The 24,254-nt window shown below is 62.2% G+C and carries 18 protein-coding genes; 13 read left to right on the top strand and 5 right to left on the bottom strand.

Annotated features, from left to right (window positions below; all coding sequences use genetic code 11):
* Nucleotides 1-121: 121 nt before the first annotated feature.
* The 8 genes from JMY24_RS16625 (at nucleotide 122) to JMY24_RS16590 (ending at nucleotide 12,780) form a co-directional block, all read left to right on the top strand.
* The gene (locus tag JMY24_RS16625; RefSeq protein WP_128597490.1) at nucleotides 122-979 is read left to right on the top strand and encodes a hypothetical protein; all 858 of its coding nucleotides are present in this window, start codon (nucleotides 122-124) and stop codon (nucleotides 977-979) included.
* Nucleotides 980-1,304: 325 nt separating this feature from the next.
* A complete protein-coding gene (locus tag JMY24_RS16620; RefSeq protein ID WP_236597434.1) occupies nucleotides 1,305-2,225 on the top strand; it encodes a hypothetical protein in 921 nt (306 codons plus the stop codon).
* Nucleotides 2,226-2,296: 71 nt separating this feature from the next.
* The gene (locus JMY24_RS16615) at nucleotides 2,297-2,680 is read left to right on the top strand and encodes a hypothetical protein (protein WP_236597421.1); all 384 of its coding nucleotides are present in this window, start codon (nucleotides 2,297-2,299) and stop codon (nucleotides 2,678-2,680) included.
* A 256-nt stretch (nucleotides 2,681-2,936) separates the two neighbouring features.
* A complete protein-coding gene (locus JMY24_RS16610) occupies nucleotides 2,937-5,333 on the top strand; it encodes a phosphoketolase family protein (protein ID WP_128597488.1) in 2,397 nt (798 codons plus the stop codon).
* Nucleotides 5,334-5,458: 125 nt separating this feature from the next.
* Nucleotides 5,459-7,957, top strand: coding sequence for a glycogen/starch/alpha-glucan phosphorylase (locus JMY24_RS16605; RefSeq protein ID WP_128597487.1), 2,499 nt, complete (start codon nucleotides 5,459-5,461; stop codon nucleotides 7,955-7,957).
* A complete protein-coding gene (locus JMY24_RS16600) occupies nucleotides 7,944-10,034 on the top strand; it encodes a glycogen debranching protein (RefSeq protein WP_201702469.1) in 2,091 nt (696 codons plus the stop codon). Before JMY24_RS16605 ends, JMY24_RS16600 begins: the two co-directional genes overlap by 14 nt.
* An 89-nt stretch (nucleotides 10,035-10,123) precedes the next feature.
* Complete coding sequence (locus JMY24_RS16595; RefSeq protein ID WP_128597486.1) at nucleotides 10,124-11,713, top strand: aspartate:alanine exchanger family transporter; 1,590 nt, start codon at nucleotides 10,124-10,126, stop codon at nucleotides 11,711-11,713.
* A 74-nt stretch (nucleotides 11,714-11,787) separates the two neighbouring features.
* Nucleotides 11,788-12,780 (top strand): 2-hydroxyacid dehydrogenase, encoded by a 993-nt coding sequence (locus JMY24_RS16590; protein ID WP_128597485.1) that lies wholly within the window; start codon nucleotides 11,788-11,790, stop codon nucleotides 12,778-12,780.
* An 85-nt stretch (nucleotides 12,781-12,865) separates the two neighbouring features.
* Here the strand turns inward: JMY24_RS16590 and JMY24_RS16585 are convergent, their stop codons facing one another.
* From JMY24_RS16585 to JMY24_RS16575, 3 genes are all read right to left on the bottom strand, one after another.
* Nucleotides 12,866-13,444: a YceI family protein gene (locus JMY24_RS16585; RefSeq protein ID WP_128597484.1), complete on the bottom strand. Its 579-nt coding sequence runs from the start codon at nucleotides 13,442-13,444 to the stop codon at nucleotides 12,866-12,868.
* A gap of 61 nt (nucleotides 13,445-13,505) precedes the next feature.
* Complete coding sequence (locus JMY24_RS16580; protein WP_201702468.1) at nucleotides 13,506-14,069, bottom strand: YceI family protein; 564 nt, start codon at nucleotides 14,067-14,069, stop codon at nucleotides 13,506-13,508.
* Nucleotides 14,070-14,163: 94 nt separating this feature from the next.
* The gene (locus tag JMY24_RS16575) at nucleotides 14,164-14,724 is read right to left on the bottom strand and encodes a cytochrome b (protein ID WP_128597483.1); all 561 of its coding nucleotides are present in this window, start codon (nucleotides 14,722-14,724) and stop codon (nucleotides 14,164-14,166) included.
* 222 nt (nucleotides 14,725-14,946) lie between these two features.
* Here JMY24_RS16575 and JMY24_RS16570 point away from each other — a divergent pair, with 222 nt between their 5' ends.
* Nucleotides 14,947-16,197, top strand: coding sequence for an arsenic transporter (locus tag JMY24_RS16570; RefSeq protein ID WP_128597482.1), 1,251 nt, complete (start codon nucleotides 14,947-14,949; stop codon nucleotides 16,195-16,197).
* Between the two features lie 66 nt (nucleotides 16,198-16,263).
* Here the strand turns inward: JMY24_RS16570 and JMY24_RS16565 are convergent, their stop codons facing one another.
* Entirely contained in the window at nucleotides 16,264-17,172 is a 909-nt protein-coding gene (locus tag JMY24_RS16565; protein WP_201702467.1) for a formate/nitrite transporter family protein, read from the bottom strand.
* Nucleotides 17,169-17,414, bottom strand: coding sequence for a hypothetical protein (locus tag JMY24_RS16560; RefSeq protein ID WP_128597481.1), 246 nt, complete (start codon nucleotides 17,412-17,414; stop codon nucleotides 17,169-17,171). Before JMY24_RS16560 ends, JMY24_RS16565 begins: the two co-directional genes overlap by 4 nt.
* A 512-nt stretch (nucleotides 17,415-17,926) precedes the next feature.
* Between JMY24_RS16560 and JMY24_RS16555 the strand changes: the two genes are divergently transcribed.
* The 4 genes from JMY24_RS16555 (at nucleotide 17,927) to JMY24_RS16540 (ending at nucleotide 24,254) form a co-directional block, all read left to right on the top strand.
* On the top strand, nucleotides 17,927-18,217 hold the full coding sequence (locus JMY24_RS16555) for an EF-hand domain-containing protein (protein ID WP_128586423.1): 291 nt from the start codon (nucleotides 17,927-17,929) through the stop codon (nucleotides 18,215-18,217).
* Between the two features lie 146 nt (nucleotides 18,218-18,363).
* Nucleotides 18,364-19,935 carry an efflux transporter outer membrane subunit gene (locus JMY24_RS16550; protein ID WP_128586422.1) on the top strand — a complete coding sequence of 524 codons (1,572 nt, stop codon included), beginning with the start codon at nucleotides 18,364-18,366 and terminating at the stop codon, nucleotides 19,933-19,935.
* Nucleotides 19,936-19,953: 18 nt separating this feature from the next.
* Nucleotides 19,954-21,126: an efflux RND transporter periplasmic adaptor subunit gene (locus JMY24_RS16545; RefSeq protein ID WP_201702466.1), complete on the top strand. Its 1,173-nt coding sequence runs from the start codon at nucleotides 19,954-19,956 to the stop codon at nucleotides 21,124-21,126.
* Entirely contained in the window at nucleotides 21,123-24,254 is a 3,132-nt protein-coding gene (locus JMY24_RS16540; RefSeq protein WP_201702465.1) for an efflux RND transporter permease subunit, read from the top strand. Before JMY24_RS16545 ends, JMY24_RS16540 begins: the two co-directional genes overlap by 4 nt.

Here is a 24,254-nt window from a genome sequence, read left to right as displayed (position 1 = left end):
CGCTGGCGGCGAGCCTCGAAGCGTCGATCTTCATGCCGCTCAACGTGTCCATGCAGAAAGAACCGGATGCGTTTTGAAACGTATCGCGAGCCCTGCGCTTGTCGCTATTGCGGAGAGAGAGATGCTGCGGCTGACTGTATGGTTCACGCTCCTCATCTCGTTGAGCGCGAGTGCGGCGGTTCATCAGGACTTCCACGATGGGTCGCCGGACGCCGCTGCAGCCGGGTCGGCTGCGCCCCAGCCCGGCGCCATAGATATCGATGACATCCTTCGCCAGTACGGGATCAGCCAAGGCTCGCCCAAAGCCCGCATCATTTTCGCGTGGTTCGACAAGGTAATCCACGACCCGGTTATCGCCGCCCATGTTCCAGGCGGCGCACCGGCGCTCGTTCATGTGCTGCTCGATCCGCAACAGCGGGAAGCCATGATGTCGAGTGGCCTCGCTCGCCTCACGCCTGCGGACCGATCGCGTTACCTGGTGCTGCTCACCCGTGTGCTCGACGAGCTGGTGCCGGTCAATTGTTTTGGGCTCGTCGACATCGTAACGGTCATGAACCGCATCACGATCGCGCAGATGTCCGACGCCGAAGCGGAGCTTTACCTCGATCTTATGTACAAGGTAATGGTGAGCAGCGGTTCCGCGGCGCCGGTACGCGTGCCGACGCGGGAAGAATACGCGGCAGCGTCCGAGGCAATGTCTCGTGCGGTGGTCATCGAACTGGGCGGCGACCCGTTCAACGTCGATCGGTATATGGCATATACAGCGAAGCCTTCCACGGCGACCCCGGCCGATGTCTGCTGGATGACGAGAGTGACGCTGCATGCTCTCGCGAGAATGCCGGCTGCCGAGCGGGATGTCGTTCTACTGCCAGTGTTTATCGGACCGCCTGCGGCGTCGCTGGCGGATCCCGTCGACGAACAACCCGCACAAACGCCGTTTCCCGCTTCGGCTAGCCCGCCCGGCACGACGATGCCGTGACGGAGCGTCTGAACGACTGCGTCGCTGCGCGGTGGCAATATTCCCGCCACGGCGGCGTATTTTGTCTATTCTGAATTCGACGTGTGCCTGCCGCGTTTGGGTGCTCGAAGAAGCCAGAGAAAACTTCATGCGCCGCAGTGATGCGCGTGTCCCGGATACAAGGAAGCAATGGCCCAACATACAGGAGTGTGCAATGTGCTTTCTGTACGCTGTGTGCTGGTTCGTACTGGACGCGGACAGACCGTCAGTCGATCGGGCGATACATGTACTGCGGCTCCATTGGCCACGCCGGGCGTCGTTGGCATGTGCGACCATAGCTTTCAGCCTGGTGCCTTGTCTTTCGATTGCGCAGGACCTTCCGGGCCGGTCGTCGGGGCCTGCCGTGGTTGGGGGTAACGTCAGACAGCACGCGGACGCCGTGCTCGCCGTCATGAGTTACACGACCGTCCCGGACGTCACTACCAGTAACCTGTCGGTCAATAGCGGCACGACCGGCAACCCCGGCTTCGGCCAGACACAGCTTGGCGGCGGGTTCACGATGAGCCGGTCGTTCCCGTTGTACCTGGAGGGCACGCTCGCCTATAGTCGTTACGATCCGGTTTTTGTCGCGTCCGACGGCTCGGGACAGCGTCCGGTGCCGACGAAATGGAACACCTTCAGTGGCACAGTCGGCATTGGATGGGATTTCCGGATCACGAATGAACTGGTGTTTCGTCCGATTCTGAACGGAACGCTAGGTCGCGTCTCCAGCGATTTGAAGGTGGGACAGACCATCTTCAATCGCGCCACCGATGCCAACCTCCAGTTTCTCGAGAACGGTTCGCTGGACGCGTATGGCTATGGCGGCTCGCTGATGCTCGACTATGAGCGCTACCGTGACAACTACGAAATTGACGCTGAGTTGAGGGCTACGGACATTTATCTGCGCAGCTTCGGTGGTTCTTCCCAGGCAGTGCAGGGGTCCGCCATGGCGCAGCAAATCAGCCTGTGGACTCGCTGGCGCGCGCCTACGGGATGGCACGCATTGGACCGGCCAGTCCGCTATGTGCTCGAAGCGGCTTACTCACATTATTTCGGCGACAGCGCGGGCGTGCTGGGTTTCAACGATCTCACCTCGTTGGGCGTCGGCCTCGAACTCGACAGCACCAGGTATCCGGTCATCATTACCAGGACGCGTGCCTTGGTGCGATATGTGTTCGGACACAATGTGCATGGCGTGTCATTCGGGTTTGCGGTGAGTTTCTAGTTCGCCTGGCGTATCTAACCCGCGGCGACCCACGATGCCGTTCGTCATACCGATCGGAAAAGGAGATGCTGATGCGCGCCCACCTCTGTCTGCCTGTTTTCGCTTTTTCCTTGCTGCTCGTCGGCTGCAACACGCCGCCGATTTCTCCGGGTAAGCCGGTAGATATCCCGACTGCCCTGGGACAAGTCCTCGACGGATTGTGCAACTTCAGGAAGCAGGAAGCGGCGCGCAAGCGGGAGGGGGACGTCGATATCGACTCCATCACCGTGCAACTCGACCTGACAATCGATGGGTCACGCAATCCCCCGGTAGCGGTCGCGCCGGATATCCAGTTCATTCCGACCGTCAGTTACGGACAGGTGATAACGGCGAACAGAGGAAGCACGCTCACCATTTCGCTAAAACATAAGGGCACAGGCAGTTGGACCACTGGCGATTGCAATGTTCCCAGGTGAGAGCAGCCGGCCAGTGCTAACCGCGGTTCAAGTGAGTGCACGCGAACGCGTGGGCGCTGCCACGCTCTGAACGGCCAGCCGCATCGTATGACAGCGTCGCGGCGCGATGCGCTAGGCCCAAAGTCTCATGTCCTCTCATGCGCGCATGCGCTACGCTGGCAATCGACACACCGTCCCGGGCGTCCGTTCATGTCGACGTTAATGGGACCGACACCGTTCACTTGTGGTCGAGTCTACAAGGACAGGAGACGCCAGCATGAGCGACGAGCGCGCATCGAACACTTCGTCTCACGCAACCCTGACCGACGACGAACTCCGACGCATCGACGCGTGGTGGCGCGCGTGCAATTACCTTTCTGTCGGCATGATTTACCTCAGGGACAATCCGCTTTTGCGGGAGCCCTTGAAGGTCGAACACGTGAAGCACCGTCTGCTCGGACACTGGGGCGCAAGCCCCGCGCTGTCGTTCGTCTGGGCGCATATGAACCGCGTGATCAGGCGCGACGATCTTGATGTGATTTTCATGGCCGGGCCTGGACATGGCGCGCCGGGCGTACTCGGTCCTGCCTATCTGGAAGGTACTTATTCGGAGGTGTACCCGGACAAAAGCGAAGACGCCGAGGGAATGCAGAAGTTCTTCAAGCAGTTTTCCTTTCCGGGTCATATCGGCTCCCACGTGACGCCCGAAACGCCCGGCTCGATTCACGAGGGCGGCGAACTCGGCTACAGCCTTTCGCATGCTTATGGTGCTGCGCTCGACAACCCTGATCTGATCGTCGCCTGCGTGGTCGGGGATGGCGAGGCCGAGACGGGACCGCTTGCCACCGCGTGGCATTCGAACAAGTTCATCAACCCGGTCCGCGACGGCACCGTCCTGCCGATCCTGAACCTGAACGGCTACAAAATTGCCAATCCGACAATCCTATCGCGCATCAGCCATGAGGAACTGAAAGCACTGTTCGAGGGCTACGGCTATACGCCGTATTTCGTCGAAGGATCGGAGCCGTCGGAGATGCATCAGAAGATGGCGGCCACGCTCGATACGATCATCGCCGAAATCCGCGCGATTCACGAAAGAACGCGTGCTAACGGCAATCCCGAGCGGCCTCGCTGGCCGATGATCGTGTTGCGCACGCCCAAGGGCTGGACGGGACCGAAGGAAATCAAAGGCCACAAGGTCGAGGGCTCGTGGCGCTCGCATCAGGTGCCGTTTTCCGATGTGACCGGCAACCCCTCAAATCTCGAACTGCTGGAAAGCTGGCTGCGCAGCTACAAGGCCGACGAGTTGTTCGACGACAACGGCCAGTTGCGTGCCGAGCTGCGCGAGCTTGCGCCGCAAGGGCCACGCCGCATGAGCGCCAATCCGCATGCGAACGGCGGCGTCCTGCGCCGCGAGTTGAAGCTGCCGGACTTCCGCGACTACGCGGTCGAGGTCACGCATGCCGGCAAGGTGCTGCGCGAGAACACCCAGCCGCTCGGCCAGTTCCTGCGCGACACGATGCGTTGCAACATGAACACGTTTCGCGTCTTCGGCCCTGACGAGACCGCGTCCAATCGCTTGCAGGCGATCTACGAGGTCAGCAAGAAGGTGTGGATGGCCGACATGCTGCCCGAGGACGACGACGGCGGCGAACTCGCGCGCGACGGCCGCGTGATGGAAATGCTCTCGGAGCACACGTTGATGGGCTGGCTCGAAGGCTACCTGCTGTCCGGCCGTCACGGCTTCTTTCATACTTATGAAGCGTTCGCGCACGTGGTGGACTCGATGTTCAACCAGCACGCGAAGTGGCTAGACGTATGCAAAAACCATGTGCCGTGGCGCGCTTCGGTAGCGTCCGAGAACATCCTGCTTTCGTCGACGGTATGGCGCCAGGATCATAACGGGTTCTCTCACCAGGACCCCGGTTTTATCGATCTCGTGACGAACAAGAGCCCATCGGTCACGCGCGTCTATCTACCACCGGACGCCAACACGTTGCTCGTCGTGGCGAACGAGTGCCTGCGTTCCACCGATTGCATCAATGTGATCGTCGCCGATAAACAGAAGCATCTGCAGTTCACCACCATCGACGAAGCGGTCATGCATTGCGCAAAAGGCATCGGCGTATGGCGCCGTGCGAGCAATGACGAAGACATGGAGCCCGATGCGGTGATGGCTTCATGCGGCGATGTCGCCACGCAGGAAGCGCTCGCCGCCGCAGCTATCTTGCGCGAGCGTCTGCCCGAACTGAAGCTGCGCTTCGTGAACGTGGTGGATCTGTTCAAGATGCAGCCGGTGAGCGAGCATCCGCACGGCTCGACCGAGCGCGACTTCGATAGTCTGTTTACCGTAGACAAACCTGTGATCTTCAACTTCCACGGTTATCCGTGGCTGATTCACAAGCTCGCATATCGTTTTCGCAACCACGAGAATCTTCACGTTCGCGGCTACACCGAGAAGGGCAACATCAATACGCCTCTCGAACTCGCGATCCTGAACAAGGTGGACCGCTTCAATCTGGTCCTCGACGTGCTCGATCGCGTGCCGCGCTTGCAAGGCAGAACCGCGCATCTTCGCGAGGACATGAGGAACGCGATCATCCTCAATCTGAATTATGCGCACGAACACGGCACCGATAGCGCAGAGATTTCCGAGTGGGTGTGGCCGTATTGAGCGGTTCACTGTGAGCCCGGCGCTCTACCGTTGGGCTCGAATCGGACTTCTGAAATCTGGCGAACGGGCTGCCATGGGCGCCGGCAGACCATTCAACCCCGGCATGACAGGCGAGGCAAACGACCATGAACGATGTTTCCGTAGCAGGGGCGACTTCCAACCCGCAAGCCGCCCCGCGCGACGTGAGCGGCGACGCGTTCCAGAACGACGTGGTGAGGAATCTGATTTGCCGCGCAGCGCGCTATCCGGACATTGCGGGCCCACATGACTGGTACATGGCGCTCGCCTTCAGCGTGCGCGATCGGATGCTGGCCCGCTGGGCCGCGTCGACCAAGGTCTATGCAGCGGAGGACGTCAAGGTTGCCTGCTATCTTTCCGCCGAGTTCCTGATCGGTCCGCAACTCGGCAATAACCTCCTCAGTCTCGACATGCAGGACGAAGCGCGTGAAGCGATGCATGCGCTCGGCCAGGACCTCGACGCGCTGCTCGCGATCGAGGAGGAACCCGGGCTCGGCAACGGCGGCCTCGGACGCCTGGCAGCCTGCTACATGGACTCGCTATCGACGCTTGAAATACCTGCAATCGGTTACGGAATCCATTACGAGTTTGGCATTTTCGACCAGCAGATTCGCGACGGCTGGCAGGTCGAGGTGACCGACAAGTGGCTGCAGAACGGCAACCCCTGGGAAATCGTCCAGCCTGACGTGAGCCACTACGTCTGCTTTGGCGGATACACGCAGCACCAGACCGACGACCAGGGACGCCTGCGGGTGAACTGGATTGCAGCGCATCAGGTAAAGGGCGTTGCCTGTGATCTGCCGATGCAGGGCTACCGCGTCGATACCTGCAATGTGCTGCGGTTGTGGAAAAGCGAAGCGGTGGAGTCGTTCGACTTCCGGGACTTCAACGCGGGCCAGTACTACGAGGCCGTGCAGGAGAAGGTGGTCTCGGAAACCTTATCGAAGGTCCTTTATCCGAACGACGAACCGGAAGCGGGCAAACGCTTGCGGCTCGCGCAGCAGTACTTTTTCGTTTCGTGCTCGCTTCAGGACATGTTGCGGCTCATGACATTGAAGGGCACGTCGATCGAGCAGTTCGCCGACCTGTTTGCCGCGCAGCTCAACGATACGCATCCGTCCATCGCGGTAGCCGAGTTGATGCGTCTGCTGCTGGACGTGCACGGGCTTGCGTGGGACCCCGCCTGGGACATCACGCAGCGCACCTTCGCCTACACCAACCACACGCTGTTGCCCGAGGCGCTGGAAACTTGGGGCTTGCCGCTGTTCAAGAGCCTGCTGCCGCGCCTGCTCGAAATCATCTACGAAATCAATCGCCGTTTTCTCGACGACGTGCGGCGCGTTTTTCCGGGTGACAACGCGCGCGTCGCACGCATGTCCCTGATCGACGAGCGCGGCGACAAGAAAGTACGCATGGCGCATCTGGCTACGGTTGGCGCTCATGCCGTGAACGGTGTGGCCGCGCTGCATTCGGACCTGCTTCGCCAGACCGTGCTGCGTGACTTCGCCGAACTATTCCCGCAGCGCTTTCTCAATGTGACGAACGGCGTGACGCCGCGCCGCTTTCTGATGTTGAGCAACCCCGGGCTCGCGCGTCTTCTCGATCGGACGATCGGCGATAAGTGGCGCACCGATCTTGCGCAACTCGACGCACTGGCGGCGCATGCCGACGACGCCGGTTTTCATGAAGCATGGCGCGCGATCCGGCGGGACAACAAGGCGGCACTCGCGGCGCGGATCGCGAGCGAAACTGGCGTCGAGGTCGATCCGAATGCGTTGTTCGACATTCAGGTCAAACGCATTCACGAATACAAGCGCCAGCATCTGAACGCGCTGTACATCATCAGTCTGTATCACCAGCTACGTCGCAACCCCGGGCTCGACATTGCGCCGCGTTGCTTTATCTTCGGCGGCAAGGCCGCGCCGGGTTACGCGATGGCCAAGCTGATGATTCGCCTGATCACCGGCATTGCAGAAGTCGTCAACAACGATCCGGTGGTGGACGGCCGGCTGAAGGTGGTCTTCTATCCGGACTTCAACGTGAAGAACGGACACTGGGTCTATCCCGCAGCGGATCTGTCCGAGCAGATTTCCACCGCGGGCAAGGAAGCATCCGGCACCGGCAACATGAAGTTCATGATGAATGGCGCGGTGACGATCGGTACGCTCGACGGCGCAAACGTGGAGATTCGCGAAGAAGCGGGCGCGGACAATTTCTTCCTGTTCGGCCTGACCGCGCAGCAGGTCGAGCAGTTGAAGCAGGGCGGCTATCGGCCGTCCGACTATGTGGAAGCCAACGACGATCTGCGCGAAGCCATCGCGCAAATAGCTCAGGGCCGTTTTTCGCGCGGCGACCCCGAAATGTTCAGGGCACTCGTCGACAATCTGCTTCACTCGGATCCATTTCTCGTGCTTGCCGATTTCGCCGATTACGTCGCGTGTCAGCACCGCGTGAGCGAAGCATGGCGCGACGCCCGGAGCTGGACGCGCATGTCGATCATGAATACAGCGCGCTCGGGCAAGTTCTCGTCTGATCGCTCGATCAGGGAGTACTGCGAGCGGATCTGGAACGCGCGTGCGGTGAGGATCGACCTTGGACAGCCCTAACGTCGGGAGTACGCGCAATTATCAGGCGCGGCCCGGTTCGCGATTTCCGCTCGGTGCGTCGGTCGTGCCGGACGGCGTCAACTTCTGCATTTTTTGCCGGCATGCGACACACCTGGAACTGCTGCTTTACGCTTCGACGGACAGCGTTACGCCGTTTCAGATCATCGAACTCGCGCCCGAGAGAAACCGCACGTTCTATTTCTGGCATGTGTTGATCGCCAACCTTGCGGTGCCGTGCTACTACACATGGCGCGCCTACGGCCCGCATGGCGTGCCGCAACTCGACGACGAAGCGGCCGGTCGTCACGAGTTGCTCGATCCCGACGCGCGCGCGGTCAGCGACCGCCACTGGCACCGCGAGCCCGCAACCGGTGCGAGGGACCCCGGGCATGCATCGTTTCGGGCCATCGTCACGGAGCCGCTGCCCGAGCGCAAAGACGTGGCCGTGCGCACGCTCGACGACGCGATCATCTACGAACTGCATGTGGGCGGGTACACCCGCGATCCATCGAGCGGCGTTCGACACCCCGGCACGTTTGCGGGACTGATCGAGAAGATTCCGTACCTGAAGGAACTGGGCATCACGCACGTCGAGCTCCTGCCGGTGATGGCGTTCGATGAACAGGATGTGCCCGCATTGGCAGCAGCGAAGGGGCTCGTCAATTACTGGGGCTACAGCACGCATAGCTTTTATAGTCCGCATCCGCGCTATTGCGTCGATCCTGAGCGAGCGCCGCAGGAGTTCCGTGCGTTGCTCGACGCGATGCACGCGGCGGGCATCCGCGTGTTGCTCGACGTGGTGTTCAATCACACCGCGGAAGCGGGCCTGAGCGGTCCCGTGATCAATTTCAAGGTGCTTGCTAACGAAGTCTTCTATCACGTCGATCCGGCCGATGGCGGGCGCTATCTCGACTACACAGGCTGCGGCAATACGGTCAACTGCAATCATCCGCTGGTGTCGGCGTTCATCCTGCATTGTCTCGAGTACTGGGTGCAGGAATTCGGTGTGGACGGCTTTCGCTTCGATCTCGCGAGCGTCTTCACGCGCGGCGAGGGCGGCGCTTTGCTACGCACGCCACCGCTGCCATGGGCCATGGAAGCGTCGCCGGTGCTCGCGCGCGTGCCGCTGATCGCCGAGGCGTGGGACGCGGCGGGTCTTTATCACGTTGGCGCGTTTCCGGGCATGGCGTGGGCCGAATGGAACGGCCGCTACCGCGATGTGATCCGGCGCTTCGTGCGCGGCGATCCGGGAATGATCGGCCAGATGTGCACCTGCCTCGCGGGGAGCGCGGACCTCTATCAATCGGACGGCAGACTGCCAGTGAACAGCATCAATTTTGTGACCTGTCACGATGGTTTTACCTTGCGTGATCTCGTCAGCTACGACGCGAAGCGCAACGAGGCGAACGGCGACGACAACCGCGACGGCAGCAACGACAACCTGTCGTGGAACTGCGGCGCCGAGGGCGACACGGATGATCCGTCGATCGCCGGGCTGCGTATGCGGCAGGCGCGCAATTTCATCGCGATTCTGCTGTTGAGCCAGGGCGTACCGATGTTGCTCGCCGGCGATGAGATCCTGCGAAGCCAGCGCGGCAACAACAACGCGTACTGCCAGGATAACGCGCTGTCATGGATGAACTGGCACTTCGACGCCGACGCGCTCGACATGCTGCGGTTCGTGCGCGAGATGATCGCGCTGCGCAAGCGTCACCCGAGCCTGCGCCGTCGCCGGTTCCTCACGGGCGCTACAGAGCACGGGCGGGCCCATCGCGATGTCGCCTGGCATGGCGAGCGACTGGAGTGTCCCACTTGGGGCGACCCGAGTGCTCGCCTCGTCGCGTATACGCTCGCGGGGCTTGCGCCGGGCGAGCCCATGTTGCACGTGATCCTCAACATGAATGCCGATGCGCGCGACGTAGAGCTTCCCACGCTCGACGACGCGAGCTGGCGGCGCATCGTCGATACGGCGGCGCAAGCGCCGTCGGACATTGTTGGGACGATAGAGAGCGCTCACATCGAATGCGGCAACTGCCGCGTAGAGCCGCGCAGTGTCGTAGTGCTCGAATCGCGATGAACGGTCGCAGTCTCGCTGGAAGATTGGCAGGCGAGCGACTTTAATTTTTATGTACTGCAGTAACGCTTTGTCGATCATCAGGAGGCGGCATGGATGCAGTCAGAACCTTCGTCGAAAGTCAGCCGCTTTTCGCGCTCTTTTTGACCATTGCGGTTGGTTACCTGATCGGCGAAATCAATGTGAAGGGCGTGGCTCTCGGATCCGGAGCCGTGCTGTTCGTTGGACTGGCGCTCGGCGCGTTCGCGCCGAAATCCACACCGCCGGCACTGCTCGGCACGCTCGGTCTGTTGATGTTTCTTTATGGCATCGGCATTCAGTATGGCGCGCAGTTCTTTCGCGGGCTCACGAGCCGCGAGGGCATGAAGGCCAATGCAGCCGCATGTCTCGGTGTGATCGCTTCGGGTCTCGTCGCGTGCGGCTTGATCCATTTCGGCATTTCGCTCGCCGATGCTCTCGGCATGTTCGCGGGCAGCGGCACGAGCACGGCGAGCTTGCAGGTTGCGATCGCGGCTATGAAGAACAACGATGCCGCCGTGGGCTATAGCGTTGCATATCCGTTCGGCGTGGCCGGTCCGATTCTCTTCATCTATGCGCTGAAGCTGGCCCTGAAAGTCGACATACGCAAGCCGCCCGCGAAGGTGCTGGAGACTGCGGAAATTGCGCTACACAACGCGGCTTTCTTCGGTGTGAAAGTGTCGGATCTGTTGGCACGCCTGCCTGCCGGTGTGGCAATCGCGGCCGTGCGGCGCGCGCATCACAACCAGCTCGTCACCGACGATTTCATTCTGCGCGGCGACGACGTCCTCCTCGTCACCGCGACGGACCCCCGCCTGCTCGACGAAGCAACGGCGCTCTGCGGCGAGTTGCAGCCCGGCCGAATCGCGAGTCATCGGGAAGATCTCGACTATATGCGCGTGTTCGCATCGAATCCGGCGGTCGTCGGAATGCCGCTGCGCAGTCTGCGCTACCCCGAAGGCGTGAACTGCTCGGTCGCACACGTGCGGCGCGGGGACATCGACTTGCTATCCACTCCGGATCTCATTCTCGAAGCGGGCGACAGGGTCGGCCTGCTGGTCAATCGCGCGCACCAGGCGAGCGTTCGGGCGTTCTTCGGCGATTCGATCAAAAGCACGGCCGACCTCAGTTTCATTTGTCTAGGCATAGGCGCGGCCGCGGGGCTGCTAGTCGGCGCGATACCGCTGCGCTTTCCTGGTCTCGGCGCGTTCAGCCTGGGTCTCGCGGCGTTGCTGCTGGTCGCGCTATGCCTGGGGAAGGCCCGCCGCACCGGCCCGTTCGTCTGGGTGATGCCGCTTTCAGCGAATCTCGTGCTGCGCAATCTCGGGCTCACGATCTTCCTCGCGCAAGTGGGCATCGCTTGCGGGCCCAAATTCGTCTCGACCGTGAGCACCGCCGGGCCGCTGTTGCTGCTCTATGGCGTGATTACGCTGCTGGTGCTCGTCGGCGTGACGGCTATATGTTGCCTGTGGATCTTCAGGCTGTCGTTCGACACGTCGGTCGGCGTGATATGCGGCGCGACCGGCAACCCGGCGATTCTCGCGTTCGCCAACCGCGTTGCGCCGACCGATCAGCCGGACATCATGTACGCGATGATCTTCCCGTCGATGACGATCGTAAAGGTGCTGTTCGTGCAGATCGCAATTGCGATTGCGGCCGGCTGAGCGTAGCTGCACAGACCGGCACGTGCGTGACCAGACGTGACCGAAGTCGGCCCTCGATACACAAGGAGTCCATCATGGAAGTGGCGATCTTCAGCTCGACGCGCTATGAACGCCGATATCTCGACGAGGCGAACAGAAGCGGTGAGCACAAGCTGCATTACTTCGACGTCTTGCTGGAGCAGGACACGGCCGGTCTTGCCGCCGGTTACGGCGCGGTCTGCATCTTCGTCAACGACAAGGCGGACGCGGCGGTACTGACCGCACTGCACGAAGGTGGAACGCGTCTGCTCGCGTTGCGCTGCACGGGCTACAACAACGTGGATCTCGAGGCGGCGAAAAGGCTCGGCATCAAGGTGGTGCGCGTCGTGACCTATTCGCCGAACTCCGTGGCGGAGCACGCCGTGGCGCTACTGCTCGCCGTCAACCGCAAGGTCCACCGTGCGTACAATCGCACCCGCGACTCGAATTTCTCACTCGAGGGGCTGACCGGCTTCGATCTTTTCGGCAAGACGGTTGCGGTGGTCGGAACGGGCAAGATTGGCTGCGTGTTCGCGAAGATCATGCTCGGCTTCGGCTGCAGGGTGATTGGCTTCGATCCGCACCCGTCAGCGGAATTCGAGGCGCTGGGTCTCAGCTATGCGAAGCCGGGCGAGATCGGGGAACAAGCCGACATCATTTCGCTGCATTGTCCCCTCACGCCGACGACACACCACATCATCAATTCCGAAACGCTTAAGCGTGCGAAGCCGGGCGCGATACTGGTCAACACTAGCCGGGGCGGACTGATCGACACCGAGGCCGCTATCGACGCGTTGAAGACCGGTCAGCTCGGCGGGCTTGGAATCGACGTGTACGAACAGGAGAGTAGTCTCTTCTTTCGCGATCGCTCCAGCGAGATCATCACCGACGACGTCTTTCAGCGCCTCGTCTCGTTTCCAAACGTCATCGTCACTGGGCATCAGGCCTATCTGACGCACGAGGCGCTGACGACCATCTGCGAAACCACGCTCGAAAGCGTCTCGGCGTTCGAGAAGAACTTGCCTTTGCAGAACGAGGTGGTCGGATAGAGGCGAAGCGCGGTCGCGTTGTGCTGACCGCGCGGGCAAGGGCGTGCGTCAGCCCGGCAGGCGCCTGGCAGCGCCCGCCGTGACTTTACTGCTTGATGCCTTCGGCTTGAATGTGCAGCGTGGTCTGCATCTTGAAGCCGTAGGTCTTGCCGAAGTCGACGCCGAAGTCATCGCGGTTGAAGGTTGCGGTGGACTCGGTGCCGCACACTTCGCGCTTGAGCATCGGGTTCACGAAGCACTTGAACGACTCGATCTTCAGGTTGACCGGCTTGGTCACGCCATGCATGGTCAGCGTGCCGATCACTTCCACCGGCTTGTCGCCGTCGAAGCGGATTTGCGTGCCCTTGTAGGTCGCTCTCGGGTACGTCGCGACGTCGAAGAACTTGTCGCCGACCAGTTCGGAATCGAGCTTGTCATTGCCGATATCCACCGAGCTCATGTCGATCGTCACGTCGACCGTGCCGGTCTTTGCCGCGCGGTCGAGCACAACGGTGCCGCTGCTCTTCTTGAACTTGCCGCGCCAGATCGACACGCCGCCGAAGTGATCGGTTTCGAAGCTGGGGTACGTGTGGGTCGGATCGAGCTGGTAGGTGTCGGCGGCCATTGCGCTGAACGACAATGCGGTGGCGAGCGCGCCGGCGGCGAGCAGGAATTGTTTCTTCAAGATGTTCTCCAGGTTTTCAAAAAGTGCTATTAAGCTTGAGGTTTTGCTTCGGTTTTTCTAATCACTTCTTCGAAGCGACCAGGTGAAATTTGATGACGACTTCATCGGCTACGACCGACGTGTCCTTCCATTCGCCGGTGCCAACGTCGTACTGCGAGCGTTTGATCGGCAGTGAGCCGTCGAACGTCTGCGTCGGGCCCTGGCTTGCAATTGTGACGGGCACCACCACGGTCTGCGATTTGCCCTTGATGGTCAGCTTGCCGGTGATCTTGTACTGATTGCCGCCCGCGGGCGCGATCGCGCTGGACACAAACGTCGCGGCCGGATACGTGGCGCTGTCGAACCATTCCTTGCCTTGCGCCTGCTTGTTGTAGTCGTCCGCGCCGAGGTCGTAGCTGCCGGTGTCGATCGACAGGTTCGCGCTTCCTGCGGTCGGCTTCGCCGGATCGAAGGACAGTTGCGCCGAAAACTTCCTGAACTTGCCGTCGACGGGCACGTTCATCTGCTTCGTCGTGGCGATTACGGTGCTTTTGCTCGTGTCGACGTCGGCGTGCGCGAGGCCCACACCAAAAAGTGAAAGGGCGGCCACGCCGGCGAGGATGGAGTGATGGAGTGTGTTTTTCATGGTGATACGCATCCTATCGAACCCGTGCGCATTCATTGCACACAGCGGGGAATTTGATTGCCAACAGGCTGTAGCGAATGGGCGCCGATGACTGTTACTTGAGGAACGGAATCATCCGCGCGAGCAGTCCGTCGCGGTCGACAAACTGATGCTTCAGCGCCGCGAGCACATGCATGGCGACCAGCGCGAGCAGCGTGTAATTGAGCAGCACATGTACTGTTCGCAGCGTAGCCTTGAGCGCCTGATCCGGGCCGATGAAAGTCGGCAGCGGCACGATGCCGAGATACACCACCTGAATTCCCGCCGCCGAGCTGTACAGATAGCCCGACACCGGAATCGCCAGCATCAGCACATACAGCAGGCCGTGCACGACATGGGCCGCCGCCTTTTGCCACGCGGGCGTTGCGCTGTCCAGAGCCGGCGCGCGATGCGTCGCTCGCCACAACACGCGGGCCACGGCGAGCATCAACACGGTGACGCCGATCCATTTGTGCCACGAGAAATACTTGAGTTTCGTCGGCGTGAAGCCGGGAATGTCCGTCATGATCCAGCCCAGATAAAAGCCGCCGACGATCAGCACGGCGATCAGCCAGTGCAGGGCGATTGCGGCGCCGTGGTAACGGCTTGAATTGGTGCGGCGGGACATGTCGTTCATACTCGTCGGTTAGGCGTCGTGGCGGTGACTGCGAATAGTAGGCAGGTCAATGAAGACTGAATAGGCGGGCACGCGAGAACACATTGTTGTACTGGTGACGTTAATGCCGTTCTGGCTCGCGACTTGCAACGGCGGGCGAAGGCAAGCTGAGCCGGGGCCGAGTTGGGGTATCCTGCGCACCGGGCTTTGCCCACGTACAACCATCCATTCAGGGCTTTCGTTGTGACTTCGATTTTCCTTTCATGGGGTATCGCCGCCTTCGCGACGGCCGGCGTGATCACCCGTCCCTTCAAATGGCCAGAAGCGGTGTGGGCCGTGGCCGGCGCGCTGCTGCTGGTTTCGCTCGGGCTGTTGCCGTTGCATCTCGCGGTCGAAGCCGTCGGCAAGGGCACCGACGTCTATCTGTTTCTCTCCGGCATGATGCTGCTCTCGGAGGTCGGGCGCCGCGAGGGGCTGTTCGACTGGGTCGCGGTGCTCGCCGTCAACCATGCGCAAGGTTCACCGCGCAAGCTTTTCCTGTTGGTCTATCTGGTCGGCGTGGTCATTACCGCCTTTCTTTCGAACGACGCGACCGCGGTCGTCCTCACGCCGGCTGTGTTCGCCGCCGCGAAGAAGGCGAAGACCGATCCACTGCCGTTGTTGTTCGTGTGCGCGTTCATTGCAAACGCAGCCAGCTTCGTGCTGCCGATATCCAATCCGGCCAATATCGTGCTGTACGGCAATCACACCCCCGCGCTTGTGCCGTGGCTGATGCGCTTCGCGCTGCCGTCGCTGCTGTCGATCGTCGCCACGTATATGCTGCTGCGCTGGACGCAGCGCAAGGCGCTTGCCGGAAGCTGCGAGGCGAACCTCGAGCCGCTTCGGCTTTCGTCGAGCGGACGCGTGGCGCTCGCCGGCATCGCCGTCACGGCCGTCGTGCTGCTGGCGGTATCGGCGTTCGACATTCAGTTGGGGCTGCCCACCGCGATACTCGGCGCGGCGACCGCGCTCGTCGTGCTGATCCAGGAGCGCAAATCGCCGCTGCCGATGATCCGCGAGATATCGTGGAGCGTGCTGCCGCTCGTGGCCGCGCTGTTCGTTCTCGTCGAGATGCTCGACTACACCGGCGTGATCAGCATGCTGGCAGCGCTAACGCGCACGGCCGCCGCGCACAACGAGATGACAACAGCGGGGTGGGCCGGCAGTGCCATCGCGATCGGCAGCAATCTGATGAACAATCTGCCGGCCGGCCTGATCGCCAGTTCCACGGTGATGCAGGCGCATAGCCCGGAGCGCGTGATCGACGCGCTGCTGATCGGCGTCGACCTCGGACCCAACATGTCAATCACCGGGTCGCTTGCGACCATTCTTTGGCTCAATGCGATCCGCCGCGAAGGCGAGGACGTGAGCTTCATGAAGTTCCTGAAGGTCGGCGTCGTGGTCATGCTGCCCGCGCTGGTGCTCGCACTCGGCGCGCGCATTCTGACCGGCTGACGCGCCGGCTCGTCAAGAGGGCCGCCGCGCGTCCTGCGCCAGGCGGCCCCGGGGTACTTTGCCCGCTTAGCGATGGCCGTTGATTTCCGGCGCAATGGCCGCGTGATTGAGCAGCGCAACCAGCGACATCCCGCCCACGGTGTTGCCGACGAGCGTCGGCACGATGAAGCGCAAGAAGTAGTCGTGCAGGCTGGCGTCGCCGCTCAGGAACGCATAAGCAACCTCCGTCGATCCGGCGATGATGTGCGAAAGATGGCTGACGGCGACCACATAGGTAATCAGCAGCACGGTCAACAGGCGCCCCGAGCGCGCGCTCGGCAACAGCCACACCATCAGTGCGATCAGCCAGCCCGCGAAGACCGCCTTGACCATGGTCGGCAGCATGTGTTCCGAGCCGACCGCCGCGCGCGACACGTCGCCGAATGCATTCACCACCGCGGGCGAGAAGACATCGGGAATGCGTAGCATCGCCGCGAAGATCCATGTGCTGATGAGGTTGAAGACGAGCACCACGGCCCATAGACGCATCGCTTTAAGCAGCGTGAGCGGATCGCGCCGCGTCAACACGGGCAGCACCACGGTCAGCGTGCTCTCGGTAAAAAGCTGCTGCCGCCCCATGATGACGAGCACGAAACCCATCGAATAACCGAAGCTCGACACCAGATGGCGCCATGGCGTGTCCGGCAAGCCGGCTTCGAGCACGGCTTGCGTGAGAAACGAAAAGCCCATGGACAGACCGGCGGCGAGCGACGACCAGATCAACGCGCCGATGGTCCGCTCAAGCGCGGCTTCGCCCTCTTCGCGGACGATCTCATGCAGCACGAGCGCGTGCGGGGCGGTGTGATGTGCCGCCTGGTCCTGCTCGCCCTCGTTCAGATGCGGCGAGTCCGCGCCGGCGTCCTCGGCGCGCGGCGCACCGTTGCGGGCCGTTGCAACGGGTGCTTTCTGTTGCGGTTCCTTAGTCGCTTCAGTCATGAACGGCCGTCCTTCGAGCGCCCAGCAGGCGCTTCGAAAACGGCTTCTTCGGAATCACGCAGTACGCCGAGCACGGCTTCGAGACGCGCCAGCCGGGCGCGTTGCACCGGCACCAGCGACGCACCCGACAGCAGGCGCAGGCGGTTTTCCCAATACGAAAGAGGAATGCGGTCATTGACCGAAATTCGCCCTAACACGAGTTCGAGATGGGCGATCTCGCTGTCCAGGTTCGGATAGTTCATCGACGTGATCCGGGAAAAGAGGTGAACGGCAAACCAGCTCCGGCACTACTTGGATGGGTGAGCAAGTAGTGTTCCCCCAATTCCTCAGGACAAGGGGAATTCACCAGGCCTTCTTGCAGGCCGCATGTCGTATGCTCAAGCACGCGCCATTGCCGCTATCGGCCTGTTCCATCACGGAGCGGCGCGAGATCAGAATTACGCAAATCGTCGCCAGACGGTAGCACTCGTTCATTTCATTCGATGTCACGCCGCGCCCGTCGCGGCGCGCGGCAATGGACAGCTGTAGCCGACATTACGCGGCAACAAACGGCAGCAAACGGCAGCAAACGGCGGCAACAGGGCGACACTCCGCCATGCGCCCGGCGCTTCGCGAGGCAGCTGGCGCTTCATGACATTAATCGACATAACTCTGCAATTGCTTTGCGGCTTTGGTTCCACAAGAATTCGGCCTGTCATTGAACGGATCGCGGCACAAGCAGGCGACGCTCGTTGGCTTATCGAAGGAGTCAGTCATGAAAAAATTGCTCGCCGCCGTCCTGCTGTGCTGCGCGTCCACCGTCACGTTCGCTCAGGCCGCGCCGCAAGGCGGCAATCCGCAGCGCATGGAGCGCATGGTTGCGCAGCTGCAAACGCGTTTTGCGAATGCCAATACCACGCATGACGGCAAGCTCACGAAAGAGCAGGCCGTGGCCGGCATGCCGATGGTGGCAAGCCACTTCGACGAGATCGACACGCAGAAGCTCGGCTACGTGACGTTGCCGGAGATCGAGGCATATATGCGCGAACGCGGTGCAGCGCATTAAGGGGCGCACTGAGCGGCGCACCAAGCGGCGCATTAAGCCGTGCACTGAGCGGCGCGCTTTGCCGCGAAACCGCACGACGCCGGTGCCGCGCGCTTGCCCCAGCCGTCATGAACCCCTCACTCAGCCATTGACGCCCGATTCACGCGATGAAACCTGCCACGTCAAGCCGTTTGCGTCTAGTAAGCGTATCGATCGTCGTGTCGATGGGCGCGGCGCTGAGCGGTTGCATCAGCGTTGGCCCGGACTTCAAGGAGCCCGACGTCACGCTGGAGAACCAGTGGCTGGAAAGCTTGCCCCCTGCCGCGCAGAGCGCGCCCGCCGCTCAGGCCGCGTGGTGGAAGGCGTTCAACGATCCGGTGCTGAGCGCCCTGGAACAGCGCGCTTATGAGCGCAACCTGTCGCTGCAGGTAGCGGGTCTGCATATCTTCAAGGCGCGGGCGCAGCTTGCGATCAGTGAGGAAAATCTCCTGCCGCAATCGGGCAGCGTGTCGGTTGGCGCGAGCCATATCAACACGAGCGGGGTCGGGCCGATACCGCCGGCTCATTTATGGGCCGAGCATCTGCACGTGCACGCAGGGTGGGAGATCGATTTCTGGGGCAAATACCGCCGGCAGATCGAATCGGATCGTGCGCAATTACGCGTGTCCGAGGCAGCGTATGACAACGCGTTGGTGTCCATGTTCGCCGATGTCGCCAACGCATACATCGATCTGCGCGCGTTGGAGCAGCGCATCGTCGTGGCCCGGCAGAACCTCAAGTCCGTTCAGGATAGCCTCACGCTCACGCAGGCGCGCTACAAACGCGGCGCGTCGAGTCAGCTCGACGTCGAGCAGGCCGCCACGCTGGTAGCCGAAACCGAGGCGCAGATTCCGCCGCTCATCAAGGCGCGCGTGCAGGATCGCGACACGCTCGCGGTGCTGCTCGCCGATCCGCCCGACGCCGTCGACGCGCAACTAAAAGGCAGCAGTGCGATCCCCGTGCCGCCCACGCAGATCGACGTAGGCATTCCCGCCGATTTATTGCGGCGCCGTCCCGACGTGCGTCAGGCTGCGCTCAACGCGGCGGCGCAGTCGGCGCTGATCGGCGCGGCGAAGGCGAAGCTGTATCCGTCGTTATCGCTGACGGGACTGTTCGGCTTGTCATCCGGCGAACAGCACGGCATTGGACTGTCGCAATGGGGCGGCAAGACGATTGGCCTCTTTTCGGCGGGCATTTCGCTACCCATTCTCGACCGGACGCAGTTGCAGAACGCCGTGCGAATTCAGGACGCGGCGTTCCAGGAAGCGGTGCTCGACTATCAAAACACAGTGCTGCAAGCGCAGAAAGAAGTGGAAGACGCGATTGCCGCGCTTCGCACATCGCTCGATGCGCTCGCGGCGTCGTCGCGCGCTTCTGACGCATCGCAGCGCGCATTGCGGCTTGCCAACATCCAATATCGCTCCGGCTCCGTGACTTACGACTCGGTGCTGGACGCTTCGCGCTCGGCGTTGCGCGACGGCGATTCGCTCGCGCAGAACCAGGGGATTGCAGCGCTTGCGGCGGTGTCGCTGTATCGCGCACTCGGCGGAGGATGGGAAGTCGCGCAAGGTCAGCAGGTAGTGAGCGAACGGATCGCCGAAGAGATGGCGCGGCGCACGGATTGGGGACGTCTGTTGAACCCGCCTGCCAATTCCGCGCTGGCGCGCGCGAGCGCGAACTCGCCGGCGGACAGTAAATGACGACGCGGGAATAACAAAATGGCCAAGCGAAGAGGAGTGGGCGAGGGCACAGCGAATGCCTATGCGCTGGCAGAGCCGCGACGTCCAGCGTTTCACGCCGCATCGTACCGCCCGTTGAGCGCCTTGCCTTGCGTCGTCATGCTGACGGCATTAAGCGCCGTATTGAGCGGATGCCACGACGGCAATGCGCCAGCTGCACAGACCGCGCCGTTGCCGCAAGTCATCGTCATGCGCCCCGAGTCGCGCGAGGTGCGCGAGCAACTCGATCTGACCGGCAGCGTCGCACCGTCGGCAACGGTCACGCTGGTCGCGCGCGTTCAGGGCGTACTGAAGGAAATCGGCTTCATAGACGGCGCTAATGTGAAGCAAGGGCAACTGCTGTTTCGCATCGAGCCGGACACCTATCGCGCACAACTCGTCTACGACCAGGCCTCGCTCGATAACGCCAATCAGGAACTGACGCGCCAGAAGGAGCTCACGTCGGACAACGCGACTTCGGAGTCGTCGCTGCAAAAGGCGCAGACCACCCGCGACCAGGCGCTGGCGAAGCGCGACATGTCGCGCATCAACCTCGGCTACACGGAAATACGCGCACCGTTCGCGGGCCGCATCGGCGCGCGCGCGTTCGACGTCGGCAATGTGGTGGGCGGATCGGATTCGACCAGGCTCGCCACGCTGGATCGCATCCAGCCGGTATATGTGAACTTCACGCTGAACGAGCGCGACGCGAATCGCATCGGCCTCTTCACGCGAGCGCCGCGCAGCGTGCGCGTCAATCTGATCGGCGCCAAGCCGGAGCAAGGCGAGGACGCCGCGCTCGAATTCGTCGATACGCGAGTCGATCCGGCGAGCGGCGCGATCAAGCTGCGCGCCGACATCGAGAATCGCGACGCGCATCTGATCCCGGGCATGTCGGTCGAAGTGCATATTCCGGCGGGTGCGCCGCAAAAGGTGCTGCTCGTGCCGGATACCGCGTTGCTGCGTGAGCAGGCCGGCGCTTCCGTGCTGGTCGTGAACGCCGGCGGCGTGATCGAGAAGCGCGGCGTCACGACGGGCGGCCTGTACGGTTCGCTGCGCGCGATCAAGAGCGGCCTCGGTGCGTCGGACCGGGTCGTGACCGGCGGGGGCCTCGCCGTCGCGCCGGGCATCAAGGTGCAGACAGTCGATGCCGTAGCGCAGGGCCGTTCATGATTCGCTTCTTCGTCGAGCGCCCCGTATTCGCCAACGTGATTGCGTTGATCGCGATGCTGCTCGGCGCGGTCGCGCTCATCAATCTGCCCATCGCGCAATATCCGCCGATCACGCCGCCTACCGTGCAGGTAGTCGCGCACTTTCCGGGCGCGAGCGCGACGACGGTGATCGACCGCGTCGCGTTGCCGATAGAAGCACAGGTCAACGGAGTGGAAAACGCGCTGTACATGCAGTCGACCAGTACGAACGACGGCACCTACACGCTCACCGTTACGTTCGCCGTGGGCACCGACGTCGACAAGGCGCAGGTGCTCGTGCAGAACCGTGTGTCGGCCGCCACCGCGCAACTGCCCCAAGCAGTCCAACAACAGGGCGTGACCGTGAGGAAGCGCTCCACCGCGATTCTGCAGTTGTACACGCTGCAATCGCCGGACCCGAAATACGATTCGCTCTTTCTCAGCAACTACGCGGTCATTTATCTGCGCGACACGCTTGCGCGTTTGCCGGGCGTCGGCGACGTCACTGTGTTCGGCACCGGGCAGTACAGCATGCGCGTCTGGCTCGATCCGCAAAAGCTTAGCGAGCGCAATCTGAGCGCAGCCGACGTCATGCAGGCCATACAGAGCCAGAGCAAGGACGTGAGCGCGGGCCAGCTCGGCTCGGAACCGAACGCGGGCGGCCGGGCGTTTCAGCTCACCGTGACCATGCGCGGCGTGCTTTCCAATCCGCATGAATTCGACGACATCATCGTGAAGGCGGATTCGAACGACGGCGGCCACTTCGTGCGGATCCGCGATGTCGGGCGCACCGAGCTAGGCTCGTCGAGCTACGGCCAGTTCTTCAATCTCGACGGCAAGCCCGCGGCCGGTATCGCCATCTATCAGTTACCCGAAGCAAATGCGCTCGAGGTCGGCAATGCGGTAAAGGAGACCATGGCGCGCCTCGCGAAAGACATGCCGAAGGGCGTCACCTATCAGTTGCCCTTCGATACGACGACCTTCGTGCGGCAATCCGTGATCGATGTGTACAAGACGCTCTTCGAGGCGGCGTTGCTCGTGCTCGCGGTGATCCTGCTGTTTCTGCAGAACTGGCGTGCGATGCTCGTGCCCGCCACGACGATTCCCGTCACGATTGTCGGCACGTTTGGCGCCATCTACATGATGGGCTTCTCGATCAATCTGCTGACGCTGTTCGCGATCGTGCTTGCGATCGGCATTGTCGTGGACGATGCAATCGTCGTCGTCGAAGGTATCACGCAGCATATCGAGCAGGGCAAGACGCCGAAGCAGGCCGCCATCGACGCCATGCATGAATTGCTCGGCCCGATCATCGGCATTACGCTGGTGCTTGTGTCGGTGTTTCTGCCTTCCGCGTTTCTTGGCGGCGTCACGGGGCAGATGTACCGGCAGTTCGCGCTCGTGGTGGTTGCGACCACGGTCATCAGCGCGATCAATGCGGTGACACTCAAGCCGGTGCAGAGCGTGCGCTGGCTGCGGCACCAGCGGCCTGGCAAACCGAACGTGGTGTACCGCGTGTTCGACAGGGCCTATGCGCGCGTGGAGAGCGGCTACGTCAAGGTGGTTTCGTGGTTCGTTGCGCGCTGCAAGCTCGCGCTCGTTATCGCGCTCGCGCTCGGCGCGGCATCGGCGTTCCTGCTGACGCGCGTGCCGACCAGTTTCATTCCGCTCGAAGATCAGGGGTACATGCTGATCGCCGCGCAACTCGCCGACGCGGCATCGCTCGGGCGAACGCGCGAGGCCAGCACACAGATCGAGAAGCGGATCGGGGCGATTCCCGGCGTGAGTCATGTGGTGTCGATTGGCGGTATATCGCCGCTCGATAACAACGCGTCGGTGCCGAATTCCGCGCTGATTTACGTAACGCTCGACGACTGGAGCAAGCGCGGCAAGGGCGAAGACCTGCGCTCGCTGTATCTGCGTATGAACAGGGAGCTGGCGAAGCTGCCCGACGTGCGCTCCGTCGTGATCGTGCCGCCGCCGATCCAGGGGCTCGGCAATAGCGGCGGCGTGCAGATGCAGGTGATGCTCACCGACGGCTCGCAGAACTATCGACGGCTGCAAAGCGCGACGGATGCGCTGATCGCGAGCGTGTCGAAACGTCCGGAACTGCAGCGCGTGTTCAGTCCGTTTCGCGCCTCGGTGCCGAGCGTCGAACTGACGCTCGACCGCACGAAGGCGGAATCGCTGCAAGTGCCGGTCGGCAATGTATTCGATCTGCTGCAAGATTACGTGGGCTCCGCCTACGTCAATCAGTTCACCGCATTCAATCACACGTTCCCCGTATTCGTGCAGGCGGACGGCGCGTTTCGCCGCGAGACCGACGACATTCGCCGCTTGCAGATTCGCAGCAACAGCGGACATATGGTCGAATTGGGCACTTTCATCGACGCCCATACGAGCGTCGGTCCGGCGGTCGCGACGCTTTATAACCTTGCGCCGGCGGCGGCCATCAACGGCAATCCGGCGAGCGGCTACAGCACCGGGGACGCGATCCGGGCTTTCGAGCAGGAAGCCGCTCGCATCCTGCCGGCCGGCGTTGGTTATGAATGGACGGCGATGTCGTATCAGGAGAAGCTGGTAGGCAACTCTGCTTACTGGGTCTTCGCAGTGGGTGTGCTGCTCGTGTTCTGCGTGCTCGCCGCGCAATATGAAAGCTGGCTGCTGCCGGTTGCGGTCGTGCTCGCGGTGCCGCTCGCGCTGCTCGGCACGGCCGGCACGCTTGCACTGCTCGGCGCCGCGAATAATCTGTATACGCAGATCGGCCTCGTTCTGTTGATCGCGTTGTCGGCGAAGAACGCGATTCTGATCGTAGAGTTCGCCCGGCATTTGCGCACGCAAGGCGTAGGCATTGCGGAGGCCGCGGTCGAAGCCGCGCGCCTGCGTTTTCGGCCCATCATGATGACGTCGTTCGCGTTCATTCTCGGCGTCGTGCCGCTCGTGATAGCCACCGGCGCGAGTGCGAGCGCGCGCCGCTCGCTCGGTATCGCGGTGTTCTCCGGTATGCTGGCTTCCACGTGCATTGCCGTGCTGTTCATTCCGTCGTTCTACGTGCTGTTGCAGCGCATTGCCGAACGCCAGGCCGCGCGCAAGACCCGAAACGATGCCTGA

Origin of the sequence: Paraburkholderia kirstenboschensis (assembly GCF_904848585.1) — a bacterium.
Lineage (GTDB): Bacteria > Pseudomonadota > Gammaproteobacteria > Burkholderiales > Burkholderiaceae > Paraburkholderia > Paraburkholderia kirstenboschensis.
The sequence above is the reverse complement of the archived record's forward strand: the minus strand, read 5'-3'. Positions and strand labels throughout refer to the sequence as shown.

Bases quoted from the DNA above. Each gene is read 5' to 3' on its own strand.
- JMY24_RS16540 (WP_201702465.1), top strand. From the start codon at position 21,123: ATGATTCGCTTCTTCGTCGAGCGCCCCGTATTCGCCAACGTGATTGCG.
- JMY24_RS16605 (WP_128597487.1), top strand. From the start codon at position 5,459: ATGAACGATGTTTCCGTAGCAGGGGCGACTTCCAACCCGCAAGCCGCC.
- JMY24_RS16575 (WP_128597483.1), bottom strand. From the start codon at position 14,724: ATGAACGACATGTCCCGCCGCACCAATTCAAGCCGTTACCACGGCGCC.
- JMY24_RS16625 (WP_128597490.1), top strand. From the start codon at position 122: ATGCTGCGGCTGACTGTATGGTTCACGCTCCTCATCTCGTTGAGCGCG.
- JMY24_RS16545 (WP_201702466.1), top strand. From the start codon at position 19,954: ATGGCCAAGCGAAGAGGAGTGGGCGAGGGCACAGCGAATGCCTATGCG.
- JMY24_RS16580 (WP_201702468.1), bottom strand. From the start codon at position 14,069: ATGAAAAACACACTCCATCACTCCATCCTCGCCGGCGTGGCCGCCCTT.
- JMY24_RS16610 (WP_128597488.1), top strand. From the start codon at position 2,937: ATGAGCGACGAGCGCGCATCGAACACTTCGTCTCACGCAACCCTGACC.
- JMY24_RS16555 (WP_128586423.1), top strand. From the start codon at position 17,927: ATGAAAAAATTGCTCGCCGCCGTCCTGCTGTGCTGCGCGTCCACCGTC.
- JMY24_RS16595 (WP_128597486.1), top strand. From the start codon at position 10,124: ATGGATGCAGTCAGAACCTTCGTCGAAAGTCAGCCGCTTTTCGCGCTC.
- JMY24_RS16560 (WP_128597481.1), bottom strand. From the start codon at position 17,414: ATGAACTATCCGAACCTGGACAGCGAGATCGCCCATCTCGAACTCGTG.
- JMY24_RS16590 (WP_128597485.1), top strand. From the start codon at position 11,788: ATGGAAGTGGCGATCTTCAGCTCGACGCGCTATGAACGCCGATATCTC.
- JMY24_RS16565 (WP_201702467.1), bottom strand. From the start codon at position 17,172: ATGACTGAAGCGACTAAGGAACCGCAACAGAAAGCACCCGTTGCAACG.
- JMY24_RS16550 (WP_128586422.1), top strand. From the start codon at position 18,364: ATGAAACCTGCCACGTCAAGCCGTTTGCGTCTAGTAAGCGTATCGATC.
- JMY24_RS16615 (WP_236597421.1), top strand. From the start codon at position 2,297: ATGCGCGCCCACCTCTGTCTGCCTGTTTTCGCTTTTTCCTTGCTGCTC.